The 23,461-nt window shown below is 68.9% G+C and carries 21 protein-coding genes; 12 read left to right on the top strand and 9 right to left on the bottom strand.

Translation table 11 applies throughout. From position 1 onward, the window contains the following. Positions 1–89 precede the first annotated feature (89 nt). Together KLK06_RS36395 and KLK06_RS36400 are read left to right on the top strand one after the other, a co-directional pair. Positions 90–1,055 (top strand): diacylglycerol kinase family protein, encoded by a 966-nt coding sequence (locus tag KLK06_RS36395; protein ID WP_214640151.1) that lies wholly within the window; start codon positions 90–92, stop codon positions 1,053–1,055. Positions 1,056–1,332: 277 nt separating this feature from the next. Beyond that, positions 1,333–1,587 carry a WhiB family transcriptional regulator gene (locus KLK06_RS36400; protein WP_214640152.1) on the top strand — a complete coding sequence of 85 codons (255 nt, stop codon included), beginning with the start codon at positions 1,333–1,335 and terminating at the stop codon, positions 1,585–1,587. Between the two features lie 145 nt (positions 1,588–1,732). Here KLK06_RS36400 and KLK06_RS36405 read toward each other — a convergent pair whose 3' ends face one another. Then, the gene (locus KLK06_RS36405; protein WP_214640153.1) at positions 1,733–3,205 is read right to left on the bottom strand and encodes a PAS domain-containing sensor histidine kinase; all 1,473 of its coding nucleotides are present in this window, start codon (positions 3,203–3,205) and stop codon (positions 1,733–1,735) included. 9 nt (positions 3,206–3,214) lie between these two features. Here KLK06_RS36405 and KLK06_RS36410 point away from each other — a divergent pair, with 9 nt between their 5' ends. The 9 genes from KLK06_RS36410 (at position 3,215) to KLK06_RS36450 (ending at position 14,413) form a co-directional block, all read left to right on the top strand. Then, the gene (locus KLK06_RS36410) at positions 3,215–3,682 is read left to right on the top strand and encodes a hypothetical protein (RefSeq protein ID WP_214640154.1); all 468 of its coding nucleotides are present in this window, start codon (positions 3,215–3,217) and stop codon (positions 3,680–3,682) included. Then, complete coding sequence (locus tag KLK06_RS36415) at positions 3,679–4,398, top strand: GntR family transcriptional regulator (protein WP_214640155.1); 720 nt, start codon at positions 3,679–3,681, stop codon at positions 4,396–4,398. Before KLK06_RS36410 ends, KLK06_RS36415 begins: the two co-directional genes overlap by 4 nt. Before the next feature lie 190 nt (positions 4,399–4,588). Then, complete coding sequence (locus tag KLK06_RS36420; protein ID WP_214640156.1) at positions 4,589–7,396, top strand: BTAD domain-containing putative transcriptional regulator; 2,808 nt, start codon at positions 4,589–4,591, stop codon at positions 7,394–7,396. Positions 7,397–7,777: 381 nt separating this feature from the next. Further along, on the top strand, positions 7,778–8,923 hold the full coding sequence (locus KLK06_RS36425; RefSeq protein WP_214640157.1) for an MFS transporter: 1,146 nt from the start codon (positions 7,778–7,780) through the stop codon (positions 8,921–8,923). A 145-nt stretch (positions 8,924–9,068) separates the two neighbouring features. Then, positions 9,069–10,037: a hypothetical protein gene (locus KLK06_RS36430; RefSeq protein WP_214640158.1), complete on the top strand. Its 969-nt coding sequence runs from the start codon at positions 9,069–9,071 to the stop codon at positions 10,035–10,037. 80 nt (positions 10,038–10,117) lie between these two features. After that, the gene (locus KLK06_RS36435; RefSeq protein WP_214640159.1) at positions 10,118–11,278 is read left to right on the top strand and encodes a sensor histidine kinase; all 1,161 of its coding nucleotides are present in this window, start codon (positions 10,118–10,120) and stop codon (positions 11,276–11,278) included. Next, positions 11,269–11,922: a response regulator transcription factor gene (locus tag KLK06_RS36440; protein WP_214640160.1), complete on the top strand. Its 654-nt coding sequence runs from the start codon at positions 11,269–11,271 to the stop codon at positions 11,920–11,922. Before KLK06_RS36435 ends, KLK06_RS36440 begins: the two co-directional genes overlap by 10 nt. Beyond that, on the top strand, positions 11,919–12,692 hold the full coding sequence (locus tag KLK06_RS36445; protein WP_214640161.1) for a DUF4097 family beta strand repeat-containing protein: 774 nt from the start codon (positions 11,919–11,921) through the stop codon (positions 12,690–12,692). Before KLK06_RS36440 ends, KLK06_RS36445 begins: the two co-directional genes overlap by 4 nt. 74 nt (positions 12,693–12,766) lie before the next feature. Continuing rightward, positions 12,767–14,413 carry an acetolactate synthase gene (locus KLK06_RS36450; protein WP_214640162.1) on the top strand — a complete coding sequence of 549 codons (1,647 nt, stop codon included), beginning with the start codon at positions 12,767–12,769 and terminating at the stop codon, positions 14,411–14,413. Here KLK06_RS36450 and KLK06_RS36455 read toward each other — a convergent pair whose 3' ends face one another. Beyond that, positions 14,414–16,096, bottom strand: coding sequence for a serine/threonine protein kinase (locus KLK06_RS36455; protein ID WP_214640163.1), 1,683 nt, complete (start codon positions 16,094–16,096; stop codon positions 14,414–14,416). It lies immediately after the preceding gene. A gap of 254 nt (positions 16,097–16,350) precedes the next feature. Between KLK06_RS36455 and KLK06_RS36460 the strand changes: the two genes are divergently transcribed. Then, entirely contained in the window at positions 16,351–16,731 is a 381-nt protein-coding gene (locus KLK06_RS36460) for a thioesterase family protein (protein ID WP_250906547.1), read from the top strand. 18 nt (positions 16,732–16,749) lie between these two features. On the opposite strand, the gene KLK06_RS36465 is transcribed toward KLK06_RS36460, so the two are convergent. The 7 genes from KLK06_RS36465 to KLK06_RS36495 all read right to left on the bottom strand — a co-directional run bounded on the left by KLK06_RS36465 (position 16,750) and on the right by KLK06_RS36495 (position 23,323). Continuing rightward, the gene (locus tag KLK06_RS36465) at positions 16,750–16,962 is read right to left on the bottom strand and encodes a biotin/lipoyl-binding carrier protein (RefSeq protein ID WP_214640164.1); all 213 of its coding nucleotides are present in this window, start codon (positions 16,960–16,962) and stop codon (positions 16,750–16,752) included. Positions 16,963–17,003: 41 nt separating this feature from the next. Further along, positions 17,004–18,362 carry an acetyl/propionyl/methylcrotonyl-CoA carboxylase subunit alpha gene (locus tag KLK06_RS36470; protein WP_214640165.1) on the bottom strand — a complete coding sequence of 453 codons (1,359 nt, stop codon included), beginning with the start codon at positions 18,360–18,362 and terminating at the stop codon, positions 17,004–17,006. A 286-nt stretch (positions 18,363–18,648) separates the two neighbouring features. Next, entirely contained in the window at positions 18,649–19,911 is a 1,263-nt protein-coding gene (locus tag KLK06_RS36475) for an HD-GYP domain-containing protein (protein ID WP_214640166.1), read from the bottom strand. Beyond that, the gene (locus KLK06_RS36480) at positions 19,908–21,263 is read right to left on the bottom strand and encodes an HD-GYP domain-containing protein (protein ID WP_214640167.1); all 1,356 of its coding nucleotides are present in this window, start codon (positions 21,261–21,263) and stop codon (positions 19,908–19,910) included. The genes KLK06_RS36475 and KLK06_RS36480 overlap by 4 nt, the downstream gene beginning before the upstream one ends. A gap of 243 nt (positions 21,264–21,506) precedes the next feature. Further along, positions 21,507–22,445: an NAD-dependent epimerase/dehydratase family protein gene (locus KLK06_RS36485; protein WP_214640168.1), complete on the bottom strand. Its 939-nt coding sequence runs from the start codon at positions 22,443–22,445 to the stop codon at positions 21,507–21,509. A 9-nt stretch (positions 22,446–22,454) separates the two neighbouring features. Then, positions 22,455–22,721, bottom strand: coding sequence for a mycothiol system anti-sigma-R factor (gene rsrA / locus KLK06_RS36490; protein ID WP_214640169.1), 267 nt, complete (start codon positions 22,719–22,721; stop codon positions 22,455–22,457). Next, positions 22,718–23,323 (bottom strand): sigma-70 family RNA polymerase sigma factor, encoded by a 606-nt coding sequence (locus KLK06_RS36495; RefSeq protein WP_214640210.1) that lies wholly within the window; start codon positions 23,321–23,323, stop codon positions 22,718–22,720. Before KLK06_RS36495 ends, rsrA begins: the two co-directional genes overlap by 4 nt. Positions 23,324–23,461 lie beyond the last annotated feature (138 nt).

A 23,461-nucleotide genomic window follows, 5' to 3' on the forward strand; every position in this document is an offset into this window, starting at 1 on the left:
CCCCAAACCCTATCGGGGCCCCGCGCCGCCCCCAGATTCCGACTAATAGCCGATAAGCCAGATATCGGACACCGGCTACGCTGAACGACATGCGCGCGATGCTCCTGGTCAACCCCAAGGCCACGACCACGAATGCCCGCCGGCGCGACGTGCTGATCCGCGCGCTCGGCGCCACCGTCGAGCTGACCGTGGAGCAGACCCGATACCGGGGGCACGCGGCGACGCTGGCCGGCACCGCCCGCGCCAAGGGCTACGACGTGGTGGCGGTGCTCGGCGGCGACGGGACGATCAACGAGGCAGTGAACGGCCTGCTCAACGCCGTCAACGGCGACGACCCCGCGCACCTGGACGATCCCAGCGCCGGGCGGCCCGCGCTCCTCGTCATTCCGGGGGGCAGCGCGAACGTGTTCGCCCGCGCCCTGGGCCTGCCGAACGACCCGGTCGAGGCCACGGGCGCGGTGCTGGAGGCGCTGCGCGACGGCCGCCGCAGGACCGTGGGGTTGGGGCAGGCCCTGTGGGACGACGAGAGCCGATATTTCACCTTCTGCTCGGGGATGGGGTACGACGCCGAAGTCGTCCGGGCGGTCGAGGGGCTCCGCGGCTCGGGCAGGAAGGCGACGCCGACGCGTTATGTGAACACCGCGTTGCGCCACTACCTCGCCACCGACAAGCACCACCCGGCGATGACGCTGACCGGCCCCGGCATCCCCACCGCCAGAGGCGTCTATATGGCGATCATCTCCAACACCTCGCCGTGGACCTACATCGGCACCCGGCCGGTCAGCCCCACGCCTTGGGCCGGCTTCGAAACCGGGCTCGACCTGCTGGGGCTCCAGCGGATGAGCCTGATCTCGATGCTCCCCATCATCCGGCAGATCCTCACGGAGCGTGACACCCTTCCGTCGGGCCGGCACCTCGTCCAACTGCACGACGAGTCCGAGTTCACGCTCACCGCGGACCGCCCGGTGGCCTTCCAACTGGACGGCGACTACCTGGGAGAACGGGAATCGGTAACATTCCGATCTATCCCGAACGCGTTACAAGTTCTGGTCTAGCTGGTTACATTCGGTCATTGTGTGACGCATCCGACATCCATCCCAGCCAAAACTTCCCACCAACCCCCTTGCGTGCACTCTCCGTGGCTGACAGGCTCAACTTTGACGTCGGAACGTAGGACCTTTAACAAGCTTTACCGGTCCGCTCCGGCGTACGGTGAGCAATCCCGGTCCCGTACAGGATCCGGGTCGTTGCTCGCGCGAGTTAGTGAAACTCTTCACAAAGTAGTAGCCGCACGGAGCCAACCTGAGGTTCCATCTACTAAGGAGTGAACGCATGGACTGGCGCCACAGAGCTGCCTGCCGTGACGTCGACCCCGAGCTGTTCTTCCCGATCGGCAACACCGGCCCGGCTCTCTCGCAGATCGACGAGGCCAAGCAGGTCTGCCGCTCGTGTTCGGCGGTCGATCTGTGCCTGAAGTGGGCTCTGGAGTCCGGCCAGGACGCCGGCGTCTGGGGCGGCCTGAGCGAGGACGAGCGCAGGGCCCTGAAGCGCCGCAGCGCCCGTGCCCGCGCTCGCGCCTCCGCCTGACGAAACCGCCTGACGACCCGATCTCGTACGGCGGGCATAGGCCGGCCCCACACGCCGTACGCGGCTGGGGGTCTCCAGGGATATGCCCGCGGAACCCGCACGTGACGGGCCGCCGACACGCGCGCCCCGTGGCAAGGGCACGCCGTCAGGCGGCCGGTAGCGGGATGGAGAGCGTCACTTCCGTGCCGCCCTCCAGACGAGGGGCGATCGCGAGCTTGCCCGAGAGTTCGCCCACCACGAGCGTGCGGACGATCTGCAGGCCCAGGCTCGTGGAGTTGTCCAGGTCGAAGCCGTCGGGCAGGCCCTGGCCGTCGTCCCAGACGGTCACGTGCAGCCTGTCCGGAGTCGGTTCCACAACCACTTGCAGGTGTTTGGGGCGGCCGTGTTGCAAGGCGTTCTGCAGGAGCTCGGTGAGGGCCATCGCCAGAGGGGTGGCGATGAGCGACGGGAGGGTTCCGAAGCTGCCTATCCGTCGCGGGGTGACCTCCGCCTCCGCCGCCGACACCTCGCCCGCCATCGCGATCACGCGGTCGGCGATGTCGTCGAAGTCGACGAACTCCTCCGGCGCGTGAGAGAGCGTCTCGTGCACGATCGCGATCGAGCCGACCCGCCGAACCGCCTCCTCCAGCGCCTCCCGCCCTTCGGGCACGCGCAGGCGCCGCGCCTGGAGCCGGAGCAGGGCCGCCACCGTCTGCAGGTTGTTCTTGACCCGGTGGTGGATCTCGCGGATCGTCGCGTCCTTGGTCATCAGCTCGCGTTCGCGGCGGCGCAGCTCGGTGACGTCGCGGATGAGCACCAGCGCCCCGATGCGGCCACCGCCGACGATCAGCGGGATCGCCCGGAGCTGCACGATCGTCCCGCCGGACTCGACCTCGGTCTCCTTGGCCGCCCGCCCGCTGGCCACGATCATCAGGTCCTCGTTGATCGGTTCGTCGGAGTAGCAGAGCGTGGCGGTCACCCGGCCCAGCTCGGCCCCGACCAGATCCGCGTGCAGCCCGAGCCGCCGGTAGGCCGACAGGGCGTTCGGCGACGCGTACGTGACGCGGCCCGCCCGGTCGAGCCGCAGCAGGCCGTCACCGACCCGCGGGGAACGCACCAGGATCGGCTCCTCGCCGGAGAACGGGAAGCGCCCCTCTGCCACCATCTGGGCCAGGTCGGAGGCGCTCTGCAGGTAGGTCAGCTCCAGGCGCGAGGGGGTGCGTGCCGAGGACAGGTTCGTGGAGCGCTGGATCACCGCGAGGAAGCGGGCCTCACCGACCGGGACCGCCCGCCGTACGGGGATGGTCTCCTCGCGGACGGGCACGCCCGTCGACCAGTCGGGGTCGCCCTCGCGGCAGATGCGCCGCTCGTTCCACGCTGTGTCGATCAGGTAGCGCTCGCCCTTGGCCGCGACGGTGCCGACAATGTCGTCGTGGTAGACGGTGGGCCCGGTGGTCGGGCGCATCTGCGCGATCGCGATCCAGCCGCCGCCCTCGCCCTGGAGCGGCGCCCACAGGATGAGGTCGGCGAACGACAGGTCGGCCAGCAACTGCCAGTCGGAGACCAGCGAGTGCAGCCAGTCGAGGTCCGCCGCGTCGAGAGCGGTGTGGCGGACGACGAGGTCGCTGAGAGTCGGCACGAGTGCATCATGCGTGGTTTCCCGCGGAACAACCAAACCGGCGCCCCGCCCCGCGCCGGCCGCCGGCTTACCCGGCGGACCTCGAACGCCGATGAACACGGGCGTGTCATCGTGCGATCAACCGGCGATTTTCGGGAATCTCACATGGTGATAACCGTCACACCGTCCCGCTCACCCGACCCGCAGGGCGGGACCGTGCTGAGCGCTGCGGAGGTGATCGACACGTTGCTCATCTTTGGGCCGACCTCGGTTGCGGCCTCGGTTGCGGCCACGCCTGCCGCTGTGTATATCCTTCACAATCAACCTGAGCTGCCCGAACCGGCATGTATCACGGCGGGCGAGCCCGGTCTGACGACGAGCGAGCCCGTACCCGTGTCGTGCCGGTGGTTGACCGCTCGGGCCAATCTGAGTTCCGATGATCTCGCGGTGATCAGACACGCCCTCACCGCCGTGGCAGAAGTGAAGGTGAGAGCGTGACGGACGACGGCCCTCGCGTACCGAAGTACTACGACGTGAAACGGAGCCTGCTCGAGCTCACCAAGAGCCTGTCCGCCGGTACGGCGCTGCCTCCTGAGCGGACGCTGGCCGTACGCTTCGAGACCTCGCGCACCACGGTCCGTCAGGCGCTGACCGAGCTGGTCGTCGAGGGGCGGCTGCTGCGCATCCAGGGCAAGGGCACGTTCGTCGCCCAGCCGAAGGTGGCGCAGGTGCTGCAGTTGACGTCGTACATCGGCGATCTGCGCACGGCCGGCCTGGAGCCCGACACCAAGATCCTGGAGATCGGCTACATCACCGCCGACGAGCCGCTCGCCCGGCGGCTGGCCATCAACCCCGGCGGGCGCGTCCTGCGCATCCACCGCCTGCGCCTGGCCAACGGAGAGCCGGTCTCGATAGACACCACCCACCTGTCGGCCCGCCGCTTCCCCCGGCTGCGGCGCGAGCTGGAGGTGCACGCGTCGCTGTACGAAACGCTGCACAACGCCTACAACGTGCGGCTCACCGACGCCGAGGAGATCATCGAGACCGTCCTGGCCACCCCGTACGACGCCAAGGCCCTGGGCGTGGACGTGGGCCTGCCGATGCTGCTCCTGACCCGGCACGCCTTCGACGCCGACGGGAACCCGGTCGAGTGGGCGCAGTCGCTCTATCGCGGTGATCGCTACAAGTTCGTCACCCGCCTCCGCCGCCCGTGACCCCTTCCTAGCAGGCGGCTTCCGGCGAGTCGCAGAGCTTTGCCGTCATCGTGGATCGGCGCCTTGCTGCCAGCCGTTGCGCCAGGCCGGGGAAGATGCCCAAACGTGGCTCAAGCAACATCATGTCCGGGAACAATCAGCCCCAGATCTCTACGGATACGCCACGAGCGCCACCAGCGAGGAGCAGGGCTTGGCTGATGCGACTTTCAAAATCTTGGGCCCGGTGCAGGTGTCCTGGTCAGACGGTCGGCAGGCTCATCTGAGCGGTAAGCAGCGAGCCGTGCTCGCCAGCCTGCTTCTCAACGTCAACACGCTGGTTTCCCGGGAACGGTTGGTGGCGGCGCTGTGGGAGACCCCTCCTCTCTCGGCTGTCGCCAACCTTCAGACCCATATCGCGCAACTCCGAAAGGCGCTGCCGCCCGGCACGTGGCTTGTCACCAAGGAAGCGGGATACCTCTTCGAGGCACGCACCGAAGAGGTGGATCTCCTGACGTTCGAGCAGGCTGTACGGCTGGCGCGGGACGAGGCTGGGGAGGGCCACCTCCGCACTGCCGTCCGCCAGTACGAGAGAGCTCTGTCGATGTGGCAGGGAAAACCAGCCGAAGACACGGAGCTCGCCGGCCCCATGCTCGCCCGCGTGACCGAGTTGGAAGAGCGGCTGGCCGCAGTGCGACTGGACTGGGCCGAGGCGAAGCTCGCCCTGGGCCTGCCGACGGAGGTGGTAGAAGACCTCCGTCTTTTCGTTGCCGAGCAGCCGCTGCGCGAGCGCGCCTGGCAGTTGCTCATGCTCGCGCATTCACGAGCGGGGCAGCGTGACAAAGCACTCGAGGCCTTCCGGCATGCCCGGTCGGTGCTCGTCGAGGAGTTGGGCGTCGAACCCGGCGAGAAACTGCGACAGCTCCAGGCCGCTATCCTGTCTGACACCATGCCTGCGACCGAGCCCGCACCGTGGAAGCGTCTGTTCCAACTTCCTTCGGACGTCGAATACTTCAGTGGCCGGGAAGCCGAGCTGGCCACGCTGGACGGGCTTGTTTCCTTCGCCGGCGAAAAGCCGCACACGGCCACGACGTGCGTGATCAGCGGCACAGGTGGGGTCGGAAAGACCTCACTCGCCGTGCGCTGGGCCCACAATGTACGCGACCGCTTTCCCGATGGTCAGCTTTACGTGGATCTCCAGGGGTTCAGTCCCGCCACCACGCCCATGCCACCGGACCAGGCGGTGAGGATCCTGCTGGGATTCCTCCAGGCGCCACACAGCCCGATACCCACCACCTTCGAAGAGCAGATCGCTCTCTATCGGAACTTGCTGGCCGGTAAGCGGGTGCTCGTCCTCCTGGACAACGCCCGAGAGCCGGATCAGGTCCGCTCCCTGCTGCCCCCACCCTCAGAGAGCCTCACCCTGGTGACCGGCAGAACCGCCCTCACCGGTCTCATCGCGGCGGACGGTGCCCATCTGCTGCGGTTGGCGCCGCTCTCCGACGCCCAGGCCGGTGAGCTGCTGAACCGCCGCCTGGGTCAAGAGCGGATAGCGGCCGAGCCCGAGGCGGTCGACGACATCATCAGGATATGTGCCGGGCTGCCGCTCGCCCTGGGCATCGTCGCCGCACGAGCCATCTTCAACGCCGACCTTCCCCTCGCAGCTGTGGCCGAAGAGCTCCAAGAGGAGACCACCCGACTGGACGCTCTACAGACCGAAGAGCTCAGCACCGACCTCCGGGAAGCTTTCGGCTCCTCCTATCACGTGCTGGCACCTCAGGCAGCCGAGACCTTCGCCCATCTGGGGCTGGCAACCGGCCCGGACATCAGCCTGCCGGCCGCCGCCAACCTCATCGGCCGGTCCGTTCCGCACACCCGCGCTGTGCTCCGCACCCTGGAAACCGCCCATCTGCTGCATCAACACCTCCCCGGTCGTTATCGGATGCACGATCTCGTCCGCCTCTACGCCATGGAACGAGCGGTCCTCGACCTGAGCGAGGACGACCGTGACGCCGCCGTGCGTCGCCTGGTCGGCTTCTTCCTGCAGACCTCGCACGCGGCCGACCGACTGCTGGCCCCCCACCGGCGCGGCGCCATCGACCTGCTCGATCCGGCTCCAGGTCACCTCCCGCTTCCCTTGGCCGACACGGCGTCGGCACAGGCATGGTTCAGAGCCGAGCACCCCTGCCTGCTCGCCGCTCAGCAACTGGCCATCAAGCATGATCTTCGCGCTCATGCATGGCAACTGGCCTGGACGCTCAACACCTTCCACTTACGGCACAGTCTCTTCCAGAACTGCGTCTCGACATGGCGGCTGGCGTCGAGCGCCGCCGAACAACTCCAAGACTCGGCCGTCCACGCCTTGGTCCACCAGATGCTCGGTCGCGCCCACGCCCTGGCGGGGGGCCACGCGGAATCTCTGTCCCACTTCGCCGAAGCCCTGGATTTGTACGAGCGATCCGGAGACATCGCGAGCCAAGCGCATGTACGCCATTCACTCGGGATAGCCTGGTGCGACCAAAATGATCACGAACAGGCGCTGCACCATCTGGAACACGCGCTGCGACTGTACAAGGTCATCGACGACGACGCGGCGGAAGCCAACGCGCTCAATTCCCTGGGCTGGAACCAAGCGCTGCTCACCGATTTCGGCAAGGGCCGGGCGAATTGCGAGCGAGCCCTGGCCCTGCTCCGCCGGCATGGCGATCGGATAGGCGAGGCGGCGGCTCTCGACAGCCTCGGCTATATCGCCCACAACACCGGTCATCACGCCCAGGCTCTCGACTTCTATCACCACGCCTTGATGTTGCAGCGCGAGAACGGCAATGCCCGCCAAGAGGCCGAGACCTGCTTATGCGTAGGCGACGCCTACCACGCCCTCGGCCGGCCCGCCGAAGCCATCCGAGCCTGGAACCGGGCGCTCGCGATCTATGAAGACCAGAACCGCACCGCAGAAATAGAGCACGTACGGACAAGGCTCGATACCACGGTCACCGAATTCGGGCACGTCACCTCAGACTGAGGTCTCGAGACTATGCGCCCATGGAAACGGGCCGGTCTATTCAGCGCCATTATGGCGGGTATGTGGCGCCTCCGTGAATAATGTTTCGTGCGCTTTCACGGTCAATCGTGCAAGGGCAGGTCCGTAAAAACAGCGGTTGGCGCCGACCGCCAGCATGCTGTAGTGCCGAAAGGAGGCGCCCGATGACTCGCAAGGACAGCAGCTGGTCTTAAGCACGGATGAGAAAACAGCGGCCGGCCCGCGACTCTCCTCGGGCCGGCCGCTTTTTATGGAGCACACCACGGAGAATGGATGAGTCGTCCGGCGACTGATGAGGGACGGCCGGCGGGCTATCGGGATCTTTTCGTTCTGGCGGAGTACCGTGCGGTATTCACCGCGAGCGTGCTTTCCTGGATCGGGGACTATCTGTGCAAGGCAGCGGTGGCGCTGCTGGCATATGATCGCACCGGATCAGTACTGGCCTCGGCGGCGGCCTTCGCCGTGGGATATCTCCCGTGGCTCACCGCGGGGCCCTTGCTCGCGGCAGTGGCCGAACGGCATCCCTCGCGCACGGTGATGATCTTCTGCGATCTGGCGCGGGCGGCGCTCATCGGGCTGATCGCGATCCCCGGTGTGCCGGTGGCGGTCCTGCTGCTGCTGCTGTTCGCCAGCGGGTTGTTCGCCCCGCCGTTCGAGGCGGCCCGTTCCGCGCAACTCCCGCAGATCCTGACCGGCGATCGGTACCCGCTCGGCGTCGCCTTCAACAACACCGTCTTCAATCTGGCCCAGGTCGCCGGGTACGCCGCCGGAGGGGCGGTCGCCGGGTACAGTCCGCATGTCGCGCTGCTGCTGAACGCCGCTACCTTTGTCGGGTCGGCGTTCCTGCTGCACCGTTACGTCAAACCCCGGCCGGCGACGCTCGCGGCCACACACCGCACCGGCCTGTGGCGGGAGACCTGGCAAGGATACGGGGTCGTCTTCGGCGACCCGCTGATGCGGATCATCGCATTCATCAGCTTCGGAACAGTCGCCTTCGTCGTCGTTCCGGAGGGCCTGGCGGCGGCCTGGGCGGCCGAGTTCGACGGGGGTGACGGCTCGGCTCAGGGGCTCATCATGGCCGCGAATCCGCTCGGCGTCGTCATCGGCGGCCTGATCCTGACACGGCTGTTGCGCTCGCGAACCCGGACCCGGCTGATACGTCCGCTGGCGTTCGCGGCTCCTCTCACCCTGGTGCCCGCGCTGCTCGCCCCGCCGCTCGTGGGCGTGCTGCTCATGGTCACCGCCTCCGGTGTGGTCATGTCGCTACTGTTGCCCGCCGCTCAGGCGCTGTTCAACAGCGTGCTTCCGCATGAATATCGGGCACGGGCGTTCGGCGCGATGAACAGCGGCATCCAGATCGCCCAAGGCGCCGCCATCCTGATCACCGGCGCCCTCAGCGAACGCTTCCCCACCTCGATCGTCATCGGAGCATGGTGTAGCGCCGGGACCCTCCTGATGCTCCTCGTCACATTCCGCCCGATCACGAGTGGCGCAGGCGCATCGCATTAACCGCAAGGACGATCGCGTGAGTTCCTGCGCGAAACCGCCATGCCACTCGTAAAACCAGGCTTGCCATATGGGAGCGGCGGTGCGACCGTCGCAGGTGATAGTACAAATCGGGTAATTCATCACCTATTGGTGTTGTTTGGAGCTGATGGTGAAGGCGATCGAACAACCCGTTCCCGGCATCACGGTCGGCCACGCTCTCCTCGCCCGCTCCAAGGGCGCGGCCCAGCCGGTGGACAAGATCGTGCATGACGGCGACACGATCAACATCGCGGCCGACGGCAACTTCGGCGTGCGCCTGCTCGGTGTCGACGCTCCCGAGGTCAGCTTCGAGTTACCCCGCAATCCGAACTTCCCCGATTTCCCCAAGGGCTTCGTCCCCATCGACAAGCCCGCCTGGACGACCTTCCTCACCGACCCGTTCGAGAAGGGCTACCAGGAGCTCACGCTCCGCACGGCCCTGCACAGCAACCTGCTGGCCAGGCTGGGCCCGTCGGCCGCGCCCAACCACGCCGCCCACGCGGCCCCGGCCACCCAGGCGCTCAAGACCATGATCCAGCTCGACATCACCGAGCAGGCCCTCACGGACGAGACGTTCAAGATCAGGCTGGCCTTCGCGCACGAGATCCTCGACAGGTACGGCAGGCTCCTCTGCTACGTCAACCGCGACCAGCGCGAGAAGCCCCGCCCCGACCCCTACAACGAGCGGCTGCTCGCGGCCGGGCACGTGATCCCGTACTTCATCTGGCCCAACGTCGACCCCTTCGTCCGCCAGGAAGGCCGGCTGGCCGACGCCGTGCCGTCCCCGGGCAGCGCCAGGACTGTCGCCGAAGCCGGCGCGCTGGGCAGGGCCAGGCAGGCCGTACGGCGGGCCCGCGAGGCGGGGCTGGGCCTCTGGGACCACGCGAACCCGCTCGCCGTGCTGCCGTTCGAGCTGCGCTTCCTGGCCCAGCGCCGGGCCCCTGACCGCTACGTGCTCGACCTGTCGGACAACGCCAGGGAGTTGCTGCATCCGCAGAGCTACTTCCGCATCCCCAACCCCGAGGACCGGCTGTTCATCAACGCCGAGCACGCCCCGCTGTTCGGCGAGAAGGGCTGGTCCGTCCCGCCGCTGTGAGGAGGGTGGGGTTAGCCCCACCCCCCAGGCGCACACCAAGCCCATGTCGCGCATCCCCAAAGGTCAATACCGTTGGTGGCATGAAAGTCCCCCGCCCGTGGTCGGCACGCGCCTGGCTCGACACGGCGCACGTCGTGATCGGGCTGCCCGTCGGCGTGGTCCTCGCCGGGCTGACCATCGTGTGCGCCGCGGCGCCGCCCCTGATGCGCCGCGGCCTGCCGCATTTCACCCGGGTGCAGCGCTCCCGGTTCGAGGCGTTCCTCGGGGTGCGGATCCCGCCGGTGCGCTCACCGATCAGCTACCGCAACCGCATCACCTGGCGGCAGATCGGCTACCACGTGCTCTCACCGTTGGTGGGGCTGGCCGGGGCCGTCCTGGTCGCGTTCGCGTGGGGGGCGGCCGTGGTGGGGCTGACGGCGTTCCTGCAGCCGATGCTGCAGAACCCGCCGCTGGTGTTCCGGTTCAACCTGCGGAATCCGGCCGTGGTCTCCGGCTACATGGCCTTCGGGTTCGTCCTGCTGCTGGTGGCCCCGACCCTGGCCCGGGCGATGGCGCACCTCGACCTGTCGGTGGCGCGCACGCTGCTCGGCCCCAGCCGCCATGAGCTGGGACAGCGGATCGAGACGCTGACCGAGAGCCGCGCCGGGGTGATCGACGCGGCCGACGCCGAACGACGGCGCATCGAGCGGGACCTGCACGACGGTGCCCAGCAGCGGCTGGTCTCCCTGGCCATGAACCTCGGGCTGGCCCGCGCCACGCTGACCGACCTGCCCGAGCCCGCCCGTGAGGCGATCGAGCGGGCGCACGAGGAGTCCAAACAGGCGCTCAAAGAGCTGCGCGACTTCGTCCGCGGCCTGCACCCGGCCGTGCTCAACGACCAAGGGCTCGACGCGGCGCTCTCCGGCATCGCTGCGCGCGCCCCCATCCCGGTGCGGCTCCGCGTCGACATCGGCCTGCGCACTTCTCCTACCATCGAGGCGGTGGCGTTCTTCATCGTGTCAGAGGCACTCACCAACATCGCCAAGCACGCGGCGGCCACCAGAGCCCAGGTGAGCGTGCTGCGCGAGCGCGACCGGCTGTCGCTGCTCATCTTCGACGACGGCTGCGGCGGCGCCACGCTCGACGGCGGCACCGGGCTGCGCGGCCTGGTCCAGCGGGTCCACTCGGTCGACGGGACGCTCCGCCTGTCCAGCCCGCTCGGCGGGCCGACCACGATCGAGGTGGACCTGCCGTGCGAGTAGTGCTGGCGGAAGACTCCGTACTCCTGCGCGAGGGGCTCGTCCGGCTGCTCGACGCGGCCGGCATGCGGGTGGTGGCGGCCGTGGACGACGCTGAGAGCCTGCTACGCGCCGCCGAGGAGCACCTGCCCGACCTGGTGGTCACGGACGTGCGTATGCCGCCCACCCACACGGATGAGGGCCTGCGGGCGGCCCTCGTGCTGCGCCGCGAGCACCCCGGCATGTCCGTGCTGGTCCTCTCGCAGTACGTGGAGGAACGCTACGCGGCCCGGCTGCTCGCCTCGGCGAGCGGTGGCGTCGGTTACCTGCTCAAGGACAGGGTGGCCGACGTGACCGACTTCATCGACGCGCTGCGCAGGGTGGCGGCGGGCGGCACCGCGCTGGACCCTGAGGTCGTCGCCCAGTTGCTGCTGCGCGGCCACAGCGACCCGCTGGACCGGCTCACGCCCAGGGAGGGCGAGGTGCTCAAGCTGATGGCGGAAGGCCGCTCCAACGCCGGCATCGGCCAGGAGCTCGTGCTCAGCGAGGGGGCGGTAGGCAAGCACATCGGCAACATCTTCACCAAGCTCGACCTGTCCCCGGCCGAGGGCGACCACCGGCGGGTCCTCGCCGTCCTGCAGTTCCTCAAGATCAGGAGCATGCCATGAGGGCCTTGTGGCTGAGCGCGGGCGCCGTGGCGACCGTGTTCGCGCTGCTGATCGCCGGCGGCGTGCTCTGGGGAGCGTTCGCCCGCGCCCGGCCACCGATAGTGACCACCAGCAGGAGCATCCCGTTCAAGCTGTCGCGGTTGACGGTGATCGTGGCGCGCGGAAACGTGAATGTCAGCATTCATCCCGGCGAGGCCGGCGAGCTGTTTCTCGAACGCTCGCTGCGCTGGTCGAAGCAGAAGCCGACCGTCAAGGAGGACTGGGACGAGCAGCGGACACTGCGGCTCGACGCGTCCTGCCCCGGCATGGACCAGCCGGACGCGCCGATCTGTCAGGCCGACTACACGCTGTTCGTGCCGGAGGAGACCGACGTCGAGGCGCAGTCGGCCAATGGCGGCCTCGATGTCAACGGTATCTTCGGCGACGTCCGGATGACCTCCGAGTCGGGTGATCTCCGGGTGTACGGGACCTCGGGCACGGTCTGGGCCAGGAGTGGTTCCGGCGATGTCAGGGGAATCGGGCTGATCGGCGGCGAGGCCGACGCGGAGACCGGCTCGGGTCACATCGATCTGTCCTTCGAAACCGCTCCGACAAAGGTCCGCGCGGTCGTCAGGACCACAGGGGACGTCGCCATGGTGGTCCCCGACCTGGGCTACGACGTGACAGCGAGCGCCAAGCGGGCCGAGATCGACGTCAAGAAGGACCCCACCTCGCCAAGGAAGATCAACATACAGGCGCAGAACGCTCTTGTGATGCCCTGCTGCGGGTGAAGCTGCCGTGGCTGTCCGGGGACCCGAGCGTTGACATCTGTTTACTCTGGTGACTCGTTGGTAGGTTCCCGGGCATGGAGTCTGCGAAGCACGCCGGTGACGCCGCCGTCGCCGTGTCCAAGGCCTACGGTGTCGAGACCATGTTCACTCTGTCGGGAGGGCACGTCTTCCCGCTCTACGACGGCGCCGTGCACGAGGGCATGCGGATCCTCGACGTGCGCCACGAGCAGAGCGCCGTGTTCGCCGCGGAGGCCACTGCCCGGCTGACCAGAACCCCTGGGCTGGCCGCTCTGACGGCGGGGCCCGGCATCACCAATGGGATCAGCGGCGTCGCGACCGCGCACTTCAACGGCTCTCCGGTGGTCGTCATGGGCGGGCGGGCGCCGCGCTCGCGCTGGGGCAGCGGCGCCCTGCAGGAGATGGACCACCCGCCCCTGCTCGCGCCGATCACCAAACTGGCGTTCACCGCGAGCGGAGCCGACTCCGTCGGCCAGGATGTCGAGTCGGCCTTCCGCACGGCCGTCGCACCGCACCGCGGGCCGGTCTTCCTCGACTTCTACATGGACGACCTGTTCGCGCCGTCGCCCGTGCACCCGGTCGAGACGCAGAGCCCGTCCCCCCTCGAACCCGACCCCGAGTCCCTGGCCACCATCGCCAGGCTGCTCACCGAGGCCGAGCGCCCGGTGCTGGTCTACGGGTCCGACGTGTGGATGGACCGGGCCGAGGAGGCCGCGCGCGACTTCGCCGAGAACTGGCGGCTGCCGGTCATCCCCAACGGCCAGGGCCGCGGCATCCTGCCCGCCGGCCACGAACTACTCGTCACCCGCGCCCGCGGCCTCGCCTTCGCCGAGGCCGACCTGGTCGTCGTGATCGGCACCCCGCTCGACTTCCGGCTCGGCTACGGCTGGTTCGGCGGCAAGGAGGGCACGCCGCCGGCCAAGGTCGTGCACATCGCCGACGCGCCGTCCCAGCTCGCCACGCACACGCAACCGGCCGCGTCCGCCGCCGGCGACCTCTCCGTGGTCTTCTGGAGCCTCGGTACGGCCTGCGGCGACGCCGGCCTGAAGCCCACGGCCTACTCCGGCTGGGTGTCGAAGCTGTCGGAGGCCGCCGCCGCGGCGATCGCCGGCGACGCCGGCCTGCTCGAGGCCGACTCCGACCCGATCCACCCCATGCGCATCTACGGCGAGCTCGGCAAGGTGCTCGCCGACGACGCCGTGGTGATCGGCGACGGCGGCGACTTCGTCTCCTACGCGGGCAAGTACGTCGAGCCCAAGCAGCCCGGCAACTGGCTGGACCCGGGCCCCTACGGCTGTCTCGGCACCGGCCTCGGCTACTCCATCGCGGCCCGCCTGGCCCGGCCGTCCTCGCAGGTGGTGCTGCTGCTGGGCGACGGGGCGGCCGGGTTCTCGCTCATGGACGTCGACTCGCTGGTCCGCCACGGCCTGCCGGTGGTCATGATCTGCGGCAACAACGGCATCTGGGGCCTGGAGAAGCACCCGATGCAGATGCTCTACGGCTACGACGTGGCCGCCGAGCTGCAGCCGCAGTGCCGTTACGACCAGGTGGTGACGGCGCTGGGCGGCGGCGGCGAGCTGGTCACCCGGCCGTCGGAGATCGGGCCCGCGCTGCGTCGCGCGTTCGACTCCGGCGTGCCGTACATGGTGAACATCGCCACCGACCCCCAGGTCGCCTACCCCAGGACCACGACGGGGATCTGACTACCTGGCCCCGAGCGACGGCGTCGGCGTCGGCGTGCCCGACGGGCAGGGGCCGCCGTCGATGACGACGATCTTGACCGGTTTGTTCACCTCTAGCCACGTGCCGCCGTTGGGGAAGGTCTGACCGATCCGGCCGCAGGCGGTGCCCTGCTCGGTAGTGGTCTGGTTGATCTCCCTGATGTCGAAGCCCAGAGCCTTGATCCGCTGGACGGCTTCCGCGTACGGCAGCTCGACCACGCTGGGGACCTGCTTCTTCGCGACCTTCGTGACCGTCGGCGTCGGCGAGCCGCTGGGGGACTTGGTCGGCGTCTTCTTCTCCGTCGGGTCCGGGGTCGGCGTCTCTTTCTCCGTCGGCTCCACGGTCCTCTTGGTGGGGATCGATGCCTGCGGGGTCTGCCTCGGCTTCGGCGTGCGCTTGGGGCGCGACGTCGCCGGGCTGGGTGTGTCGGTGGTGGGAAGGGAGTTGGCCATGTCGGTCGTGCTGGTGGTCGGCCCGGGTTCGGCCTCGTTCTTGATGCCCGTCAGCGCGACGGCACCGGCGCCCGCCCCGAGTACGACCGCGGCCGCGATCCCGGCGATCAGACCGCCCCTGCGGGGCGCCTTGGCGGCGCCACGACGGCCGCTCTGCCGCGGCCCGGCCATCGTCTGCGCCTCCTGCCGCGCAGCCTGGTAGGGCCCTGTCTGATGCGGACCCGCCTGACGGGACCCTGTCTGGTGCGGACCAGCCTGATAAGACCCCGTCTGGTGCGGACCCGCCTGACGGGATCCCGTCTGGTGGGGCCCGGACTGGCGAGATCCTGTCTGATACGCCTCCATCGGCGCGGCCATGGTGGCACCCGTCACCGGCGCCGGCTCGGGAGCGGGCGTCTCGCCGGCCGCGATCTTGCGTGCCGTCTCGCTCATCGCCCTGGCCGTCGGGTAGCGGGCGAGCGGATCCTTCGACAGGGCCCGCTCGACGAGCGTGCGCACGGACCGGGGGATGTCGACGGGCAGCGGCGGAGGCGCCTCACGGATGTGCTTGAGCGCGATCGTGACCGCGCTCTCGCCGTCGAACGGCCGCTGCCCCACCAGGCACTCGTAGGCCACCACGCCCAGCGCGTAGATGTCGACCGCGGGCGTCACCGGCGCGCCCTCGGCCTGCTCCGGCGCGCAGTAGGCGGCGGTGCCGAGCACCATGCCCGCGTCGGTGAGCCGGTTGGCCACGTCCGAGCGGGCGATGCCGAAGTCGGTCAGCACGAGCGTGCCGTCACGCTGGACCAGCAGGTTGCCCGGCTTCACATCACGGTGCACGATCCCCTGTTCGTGCACCGCCTGCAGCGCCGAGGCCGCCTGTGCGATCAGCTCCATCGCCGGCTGCGGCGGGATCCGGCCCAGCCGCATCAGCAGCCTGTCGAGCGGCTCCCCGTCGACGAACTTCATCACCAAATAGACGGTGTCGCCGCTCACGCCGTAGTCGTAGACATCGACGACCCCTGAATGGTTGATCGTCGCCATCGCCCTGGCCTCGGCCTGGAAGCGCGCGACGAACCCGGGATCGTCCATGCGGCCGGGCAGCAGCACCTTGACGGCGACAGTGCGCGCCAGCACGATGTCCTCGCCCCGCCACACCTCGCCCATGCCACCGGCGCCAATGCGGGTGTCCAGGCGATACCGCCCCGCCAGCGTCGTCCCTTGGGCTACCATGACTCCCCCGTTACCCCCCTACCTCTATAACCTCTCCCACCCCAAGGTTCAACAAAGCGAAGTTGTGTCGCGGTGAGGTAACACAGAGGTCACGGAACTTCGAGAGTGTACGACTCACGAGTCCCACGTGCCACTTGAATGCCGTAAGCCCTACAAACTCTATCCTGCGGCCTTCTGACCTCACTTGTCCGCGTTTCCGGGAGATCAGGGCTCTTGACAGGGGCCCATTGTGATGATCGCAGTAGGCTGGCGGCATGACGCTCGCTCCTGGGCTCCGCGCCCAGCTGGTCCTCATGGTCGAGGTGTCGGACACAGCGCAAGAGATCGGCAGCGGTGACGTCCCAGTGCTCGCCACTCCGCGGCTCCTCGCGGTCGCCGAGATGGCGACGCTCCAGGCGGTTGGTCCGCATCTCACTCCCGGCGAGACGACCGTCGGCACCCGCGTCGAGCTGGCGCATCTGGCCGCCAGCCCGCTGGGCACACACGTGGAGATCACCGCCGAGCTCACCGAGGTCGACGGCAAGCGGCTGGTCTTCGGCTTCGAGGCCCGCGACAAGCGGACCGTCGTCGGCCGGGGCACGATCGAGCGCGTGGTGGTCGATCGCGCCAAGTTCCTCGACCGGGCCACCCGCTGAGGTCTTCCTTACGAGCGGCTACTCGATGACGGCGATCAGGTCGCCTTCCTGGATCACGTCACCCTCGCTGACCTTGAGCTGCACGAGCACGCCGTCATCCTCGGCCAGCACCGGGATCTCCATCTTCATCGACTCGAGGATGACCAGCGTGTCGCCCTCGGCGACCGTCTGACCCTCCGAGGCGACGACCTTCCAGACGTTGGCCACCATCTCCGCGCGTACCTCAGCCACCGCGACTCCCCTCTTCCAATGAGCTAACAATGCCATGTGCGCTAGGCGCGCATCCGCCCGACCAAGCCCGTGTCATAGTCGCCGCTGACGAACTCCGCGTCGTCCAGCAGCTCGGCACAGAACGGTAGGTTGTTCTTGGGTCCTTCGACGACGAAACCCGCGACCGCCTCGCGACCGGCCCGCAGCGCCTCGGCCCGGCTCGCGCCGAAGACGCAGAGCTTGGCCATGAGGGGATCGTAGAACGGCGTGACCGTGTTGCCCTCCTCATAGCCGGAGTCCACCCGGACGCCCTCGCCGACCGGCTCTCGCCATGCGGAGATCTTGCCGGGCCCTGGGAAGAACCTCTTCGGGTCCTCGGCGTAGACGCGGAACTCGATGGCGTGGCCGCTGGTCTCCGGCCGCACCTCGGGACTCTCGCCCGCCGCCACCCGCAGCTGCAGCTCGACCAGGTCCAGCCCGGTGACCAGCTCGGTGACCGGGTGCTCCACCTGGAGCCTGGTGTTCATCTCCAGGAACACGAAGTCCTGCTTGTCGGCGTCGACCAGGCACTCCACGGTGCCCGCGCCCAGGTAGCCGACGGCCTCGCCGGCCCGCACGGCCGCGGCCAGCATGCGCTCGCGCAACTCGGGCGTGATGCCGGGCGACGGCGACTCCTCGACGACCTTCTGGTGGCGGCGCTGCACGGAGCAGTCGCGCTCGCCCAGGGCCACGACGGTGCCGTCGGGCCGGCCGAGGATCTGCACCTCGACGTGGCGGGCCCGCTCGATGTAGCGCTCCAGCAGGATGGCGGGCCCGGCGAGGACGTCACCCGAGGCGAACCTCGCCGCCGCCCGGGCGGCCTGCTCGAACGCCTTCGCCAGCCCCTCGTCGTCGTGAGCGACGCTCATCCCGATGCCACCGCCACCGCCGGCGGTCTTGACCATGACCGGATAGCCGATCCGGGCCGCCGCCCGCAGCGCGAGCTCCAGATCGGTGACGGGCTCCCGGGTGCCGGTCGCCACGGGCACACCCGCGTCTTCCATCAGATTCCGGGCATTGATCTTGTCGCCCATCTGATCGATGGCCTCGGGGGCCGGGCCGATCCACACCATCCCGGCATCGATCACCGCTCGGGCGAACGCCGCATTCTCCGCGAGAAACCCATAACCCGGATGAATCGCCCGCGCCCCGGTGGCTCGAGCCGCCTCCAGCACCTTCGCGGCATCCAGGTAGCTCAACTGAGGGTTGGCCGGCCCGATCAACACGGCCTCGTCGGCCTCGCGCACGAACGGGAGATCCGCATCGGCCTCGGAGTAGACGGCGATGGCCCGTAGGCCCAGCCGCTTGACCGTCCGGATGATCCGCCGGGCGATCTCCCCTCGATTGGCGACCAGAACAGAACCCAGTGTGTCGATAAGCACCCGCCCACCCTACGACCGCGGGGCCCCGCACCTTTTCCCGCTAAACAACGGATCCGGCGAGCCGCTTCTGTGGAAACCCTACAAGTGCCAGCCCCTGGACACGCGTCAGGGCCGGCTCCCTCTGCGTAGGACCTACAGGCAAGGTTGCCCACGGCGCCGGTCTCACCGTCTCGTCACGGCGGCCGGCCACGTGCGGGGTCAGCGGCCGTGTTCCTGGAGGCGCCCGGCCACGGTCGGCGGGTGGGTCTTGCCGGGCTTGCCGTACTGGATGGGCGTTTACGGCTTTTCAGAGTTTGTGGACGCCGAGCCGATCGACGACGCGCGTCATCGCCTCGATCGCGTCGGGATCGTACGCGGTGCCGGCGGCCAGCCGCAGCCGCTCGAGTGCCGCACCCCCGCGATCGCGGTCAGCGGAGCCGCCGACCAGGTCGTCGTAGGCGTTGGCCGCCTTGATGATCCGGCTGGACAGCGGCGGGTCCTCGGCGATCTGGTCGCATTGACGGCGTACCAGCTCGGCCACCCGGTCGAGCACGCCCGTCTGCTTGATCACCTCGGCCCCCAGCTCGGCGATGCGGCGCGCCTGGGCGGGGTCGGCGAGCACGGTCGCGCCACCCGGGATGGGATCGCTCAAGGACAGCTGGCCGATGTCGTGCATGAGCGCGGCGTATTCGAGCTCCAGCAGCTCCGGCTCCGCCATGCCCAGCTCCCTGCCGACCGCCACGGCCAGGCGGCTCACGCGGCGCGAGTGGCCGGGCTCGACGTAGCCGCCGACCTCCGTGACCCGTGACAGGGCTCGCACGGTCTGCAGGTAGGTGGCGCGGATCCCGGCGTACTTGCGGAAGGCCACCTGCGTGACCAGCAACGGCGCGGCGAAGACCAGCAGCGCCACCAGGTCCATGCTGTGGGTGGCCAGCGCGAGCAGCACGCCGGACGCGGCCACGGCGGCGCCGAGCGGAAAGGCCATGTTGATCTCGTCGCGCACGGCCACCCTGAAGGCGGTGCGCACCTGTTCGGCCCTGAGCAGGGCCGCGATCAGCACGTCGATCAGCAGAGTGAGCGTGATGAGCGTGACCATGACGCCGAGCGCGGGCCACCACGTCGGCGGGTCCTGCCGGGTGAGCTGGTAAAGAGGGTCGGCGAGCGGACGGAAGGCGAAGGCGAGCAGCGCCCCGGTCAGCAGGCGGCGCGCCATGGCGTCGAGGCGTGGCGGGCGGCCGACCGCCAGGTGCGGCAGCGCGCCCGCGATCATGCCGACCGCGATCACGGCCACCACCTGGAGCGCGGTGTGGCGCAGCGGGTTGTCGCTGAGGTCGAGCAGCAGCGTGTAGCCGAGCGCGGCTGCGGCGCCGATGGGCGCCACCTCCCTGTTGCCCGGCATGGTGAGCCGGGCCAGCTCGCCGACCGCGATCAGCGCGCCGAACCCGATCGCGATCTCGGGCCGGTCGAGCCCCACGGCCGACGTGTGCGCGACGCCGGCCACGGCCACCAGTCCCGCCCCGCAGATGAGCAGTAGCTGCCCGGAGTCGAGGCTCTGCAAGGCACGCGTCAAGGCCCGCTCACCACTTCGATCGGCCTGGTCGGGTCGTCATGGTCCTTGATCGGGGTCTCGGTCGCCTCGGGTGGCGGCGGCTCGACGCGGCGCGGCGGCTGCCACGGGTCGCGTTCGAGCGCCCTGGCGAAGGCCGCCACCATGACCGGGTCGAACTGGCGGCCCGCGTTCTTGCGCAGCTCGTCGACGGCCACCTCGACCGAGCGGGCGTGGCGGTAGGAGCGGTCGGAGGTCATCGAGTCGAACGCGTCGGCCACCGCGATGATCCGGGCGAACTCGGGGATCTCGTCGGCCGCGAGCCCCATCGGGTAGCCCTTGCCGTCGTGGCGCTCGTGGTGGTGCATGATCCCGGCGTACGCCTCGTCGAGGAAGTCGATGCCGCGGACGATCTCCAGCCCGCGCATCGGATGGAGCTGGATCGCGGCGAACTCCTCCTCGGTCAGCGGCCCCTCCTTCTGCAGCACCTTGGTCGGCACGCCGAGCTTGCCCACGTCGTGCAGCATGCCCGCGTAGCGGATGGCGCGCAGCCGCTCCAGGCCCATGCCGATCTCCTGGGCGATCATCGAGGAGGCGAGCGAGACGCGGGTGCAGTGGCCCCGGGTGTAGTAGTCCTTCGTCTCGACCGCCTGGCAGAGCGCGGCGATCGTGGCGTCGTAGGAGCGCTGCTGCGCGTGATATTGGCCGAACGCCCAGCGGGCGACGAACAGCGGCAGCAGCACCAGCACCGCCGAGATCGACTGCACGGTCGCCCAGAGCCCCGCCACCAGCAGCCCGAACGTGCCGTAACCCAGGTAGGACAGCAGGAACTGGACCATGCCCCGCAGCGGCACCTCCATGGCCCGCACCCGGGTCGCCAGCCGGATCATGGTCAGCGTGAGCATGATGTTGAGCGGCACGAACACACCCGTGGCCGCCGCGTAGGGGCCGATGAGGTCGTCGAAGACGTTGACCCCCGGCACCCCTGAGACGCCGCCCAACCCCTGGTAGACCCAGCCGGCCGCGTAGCCGCAGATCGCGAACTGCGCCCCGTTGAACAGCCGCTTGATCAACGGCAGGCCAGGACGCACGCTGAAGACCGCGGTGAACCCCACCAGAGCGGCCCCTTCTGGACCGATCAGGACGACAGCGGCCAGAGCCGCAGAGAAGCTCACGGACACCGCGAACTGCTCCACGTTCAGCAACGTCGGCATCGACTCGCAGACCAGGAACAGCAGCGCGAGCACCAGCAGGATGCCCAGATCGCCGGGCGCCACCAGCCGCCCGGAAGTGATCACGCTACGCCCGATGAGGATGGTCGCCGCGCCGATGACGGCGATGAGGTAGACCTTCGCAGGCCACGGCAGATCACGCATTGCGGCCCCCCAGGGTGCTCAGGTCCAGGAGACCCCGGTCGGCAGGGCCCCGCCCCCGCTCATCAACAGTGTCATCACAGGAGTGATCAGCACCGCGGCCGCGATCAGCCGGGCGATCATAGCCTTCAGCATCTTCCCGCCTCCACGCCGACTTCTTACGTCGACTCCTGTGGGTCACGCTACAGAAGGCGCGGTCAGCGCAGGGCCAGAGTCGAGAATCGCAAGCAAAGCGTAATCAATCCACTACCTGGGGCGACGAACGGCCCATTTGACGGTGTTCTTCAGCCCGGTCGCCAGGTCGGTGCGCGGTTGCCAGCCGAGCCCGTCGCAGGCCGGCACCGGGTCGACCGCCATGGCCGGCAGGTCACCCACGCGCGGCGGCGCGAACCCTGGCTTGTCCTGCGCGTTGGCCGCGTCGGCGATCAGCGAGTGCAGCTTGCGGTCGGTGGTCTGGATGCCGGTGCCGAGGTTGAACCTGCGCCCGTTGCCGTCGGCCCCGCAGGCCTTGACGAAGCCGTCGACCACGTCCTCGACGTAGATGTAGTCGCGGGTCTGCGTGCCGTCGCCGTAGAGCACCGTGGGCGTGCCGCTGAGCAGGCCGTCGGTGAAGATAGCCACCACTCCGGCCTCGCCTTCGGGCGACTGGCGCGGGCCGTAGACGTTGGACAGCACGAGGGTGGTGTACTCGATGCCGTAGAGCGCGCGGAACGTGGCGAGATAGGTCTCGCCGCTCAGCTTGGAGGCCGCGTACGGCGAGCGCGGGTCGGTGGCGGCGTCGCCGGGCACCGGGATCGTGGCGGGCCGGCCGTAGACGGCGACGGAGGAGGCGAACACCACCTTGCGGACGTTGCCCTCGCGCGCGGCGGTCAGGACCGAGGCGGTGCCCTGGACGTTCACACTGGCGTCGTGGACCGGGTCGGCGACGCTCTTGCGCACGCTGATCTGCGCGGCGAGATGGCAGATGACCTCGGGCCGCAGCTCGGCGGCCAGCGCGATCACAGCCGGATCGCGGACGTCCAGCTCATGCAGGCGGAAGCGGTCGTGTGTGGCCGCCTCGGCCAGGTTGTCCCTGCGGCCGGACGAGAAGTCGTCCACGACCGCGACGTCGTGCCCTTCCGCCAGCAGACGGTCGACGAGATTCGACCCGATGAATCCGGCACCCCCGGTGACAAGCACGCGCATGGGGGAATCTTAGTCGGACAGCTCCGACCGCACCTGCGCGATGCGGGCCAGCACCTTGGAGCGGAGGTCGCCGGGCACCGGGTCACAGCCGCAGTGCTTGGCCACGAGCGCCTTGATCGCCTTGTCGAGGTCGTACTCCTTCAGACAGGGACTGCACTCCTCGAGGTGCACGCGGATCTCCACCACGTCGCCCTCGGTCAGCTCTCCGTCGAGGTAGGAGTAGACCTTGTCCAGCACTTCACGACAGTCGGTGTCGTGCGGGTTGCCACAGCTCATTTCGATCCCTCCGCCGGGACCAGGCCACGCTCGCGAGCATAGTCTTCGAGAAGTCCACGGAGCTGCCTGCGACCGCGGTGCAGCCTGGACATCACGGTACCGATCGGGGTCCCCATGATGTCGGCGATCTCTTTATACGGGAAGCCCTCGACGTCGGCCAGGTAGACCGCGATCCTGAACTCCTCGGGCAGAACCGCCAGGGCCTGCTTGATATCACCGTCGGGGAGGTGTTCGAGCGCCTCGACCTCGGCCGACTTCAGGCCGCTCGACGTATGCGACTCAGCGCGGGCGAGCTGCCAGTCCTCGATCTCCTCGGTGCCCGACTGCTTGGGCTCGCGCTGTTTCTTGCGATAGCTGTTGATGAAGGTGTTCGTCAGGATCCGGTAGAGCCACGCCTTGAGGTTCGTACCTTCCTGGAACTGGTGGAACGACGCGAACGCCTTGGCGAAGGTCTCCTGTAGCAGGTCCTCCGCGTCCGCTGGGTTCCGGGTCATCCGGAGCGCCGCGGAGTAGAGCTGCTCGAGGTAAGGCATGGCTTCGCGCTCGAACCGCTCACTTCGCTGTTCCAGAGTCTCCGCGCCTGTCGCGGGCACCGGACCCACCCCCCTAAGATCACCGGTGGCCGACTGTGGCGGTACACCGTATTCAGGGGAGAATACCCGCTCGTCACGGACTGGTCCGTCACTGGGGAGGGGTTCGAGCAATGTGAGCATGCACGTCGCAACACGCCCGCGCCCGCG

Source organism: Nonomuraea sp. NEAU-A123 (genome assembly GCF_018603905.1).
Taxonomy (GTDB): domain Bacteria; phylum Actinomycetota; class Actinomycetes; order Streptosporangiales; family Streptosporangiaceae; genus Nonomuraea.

What these genes read in the sequence shown, in the direction of transcription:
- KLK06_RS36455 (WP_214640163.1), bottom strand. Translation starts at nt 16,096, where the DNA reads ATGGTAGCCCAAGGGACGACGCTGGCGGGGCGGTATCGCCTGGACACC.
- rsrA (WP_214640169.1), bottom strand. Translation starts at nt 22,721, where the DNA reads ATGAGCTGTGGCAACCCGCACGACACCGACTGTCGTGAAGTGCTGGAC.
- KLK06_RS36485 (WP_214640168.1), bottom strand. Translation starts at nt 22,445, where the DNA reads ATGCGCGTGCTTGTCACCGGGGGTGCCGGATTCATCGGGTCGAATCTC.
- KLK06_RS36450 (WP_214640162.1), top strand. Translation starts at nt 12,767, where the DNA reads ATGGAGTCTGCGAAGCACGCCGGTGACGCCGCCGTCGCCGTGTCCAAG.
- KLK06_RS36410 (WP_214640154.1), top strand. Translation starts at nt 3,215, where the DNA reads ATGCGTGGTTTCCCGCGGAACAACCAAACCGGCGCCCCGCCCCGCGCC.
- KLK06_RS36480 (WP_214640167.1), bottom strand. Translation starts at nt 21,263, where the DNA reads ATGCGTGATCTGCCGTGGCCTGCGAAGGTCTACCTCATCGCCGTCATC.
- KLK06_RS36460 (WP_250906547.1), top strand. Translation starts at nt 16,351, where the DNA reads ATGACGCTCGCTCCTGGGCTCCGCGCCCAGCTGGTCCTCATGGTCGAG.
- KLK06_RS36400 (WP_214640152.1), top strand. Translation starts at nt 1,333, where the DNA reads ATGGACTGGCGCCACAGAGCTGCCTGCCGTGACGTCGACCCCGAGCTG.
- KLK06_RS36445 (WP_214640161.1), top strand. Translation starts at nt 11,919, where the DNA reads ATGAGGGCCTTGTGGCTGAGCGCGGGCGCCGTGGCGACCGTGTTCGCG.
- KLK06_RS36435 (WP_214640159.1), top strand. Translation starts at nt 10,118, where the DNA reads ATGAAAGTCCCCCGCCCGTGGTCGGCACGCGCCTGGCTCGACACGGCG.
- KLK06_RS36430 (WP_214640158.1), top strand. Translation starts at nt 9,069, where the DNA reads ATGGTGAAGGCGATCGAACAACCCGTTCCCGGCATCACGGTCGGCCAC.
- KLK06_RS36395 (WP_214640151.1), top strand. Translation starts at nt 90, where the DNA reads ATGCGCGCGATGCTCCTGGTCAACCCCAAGGCCACGACCACGAATGCC.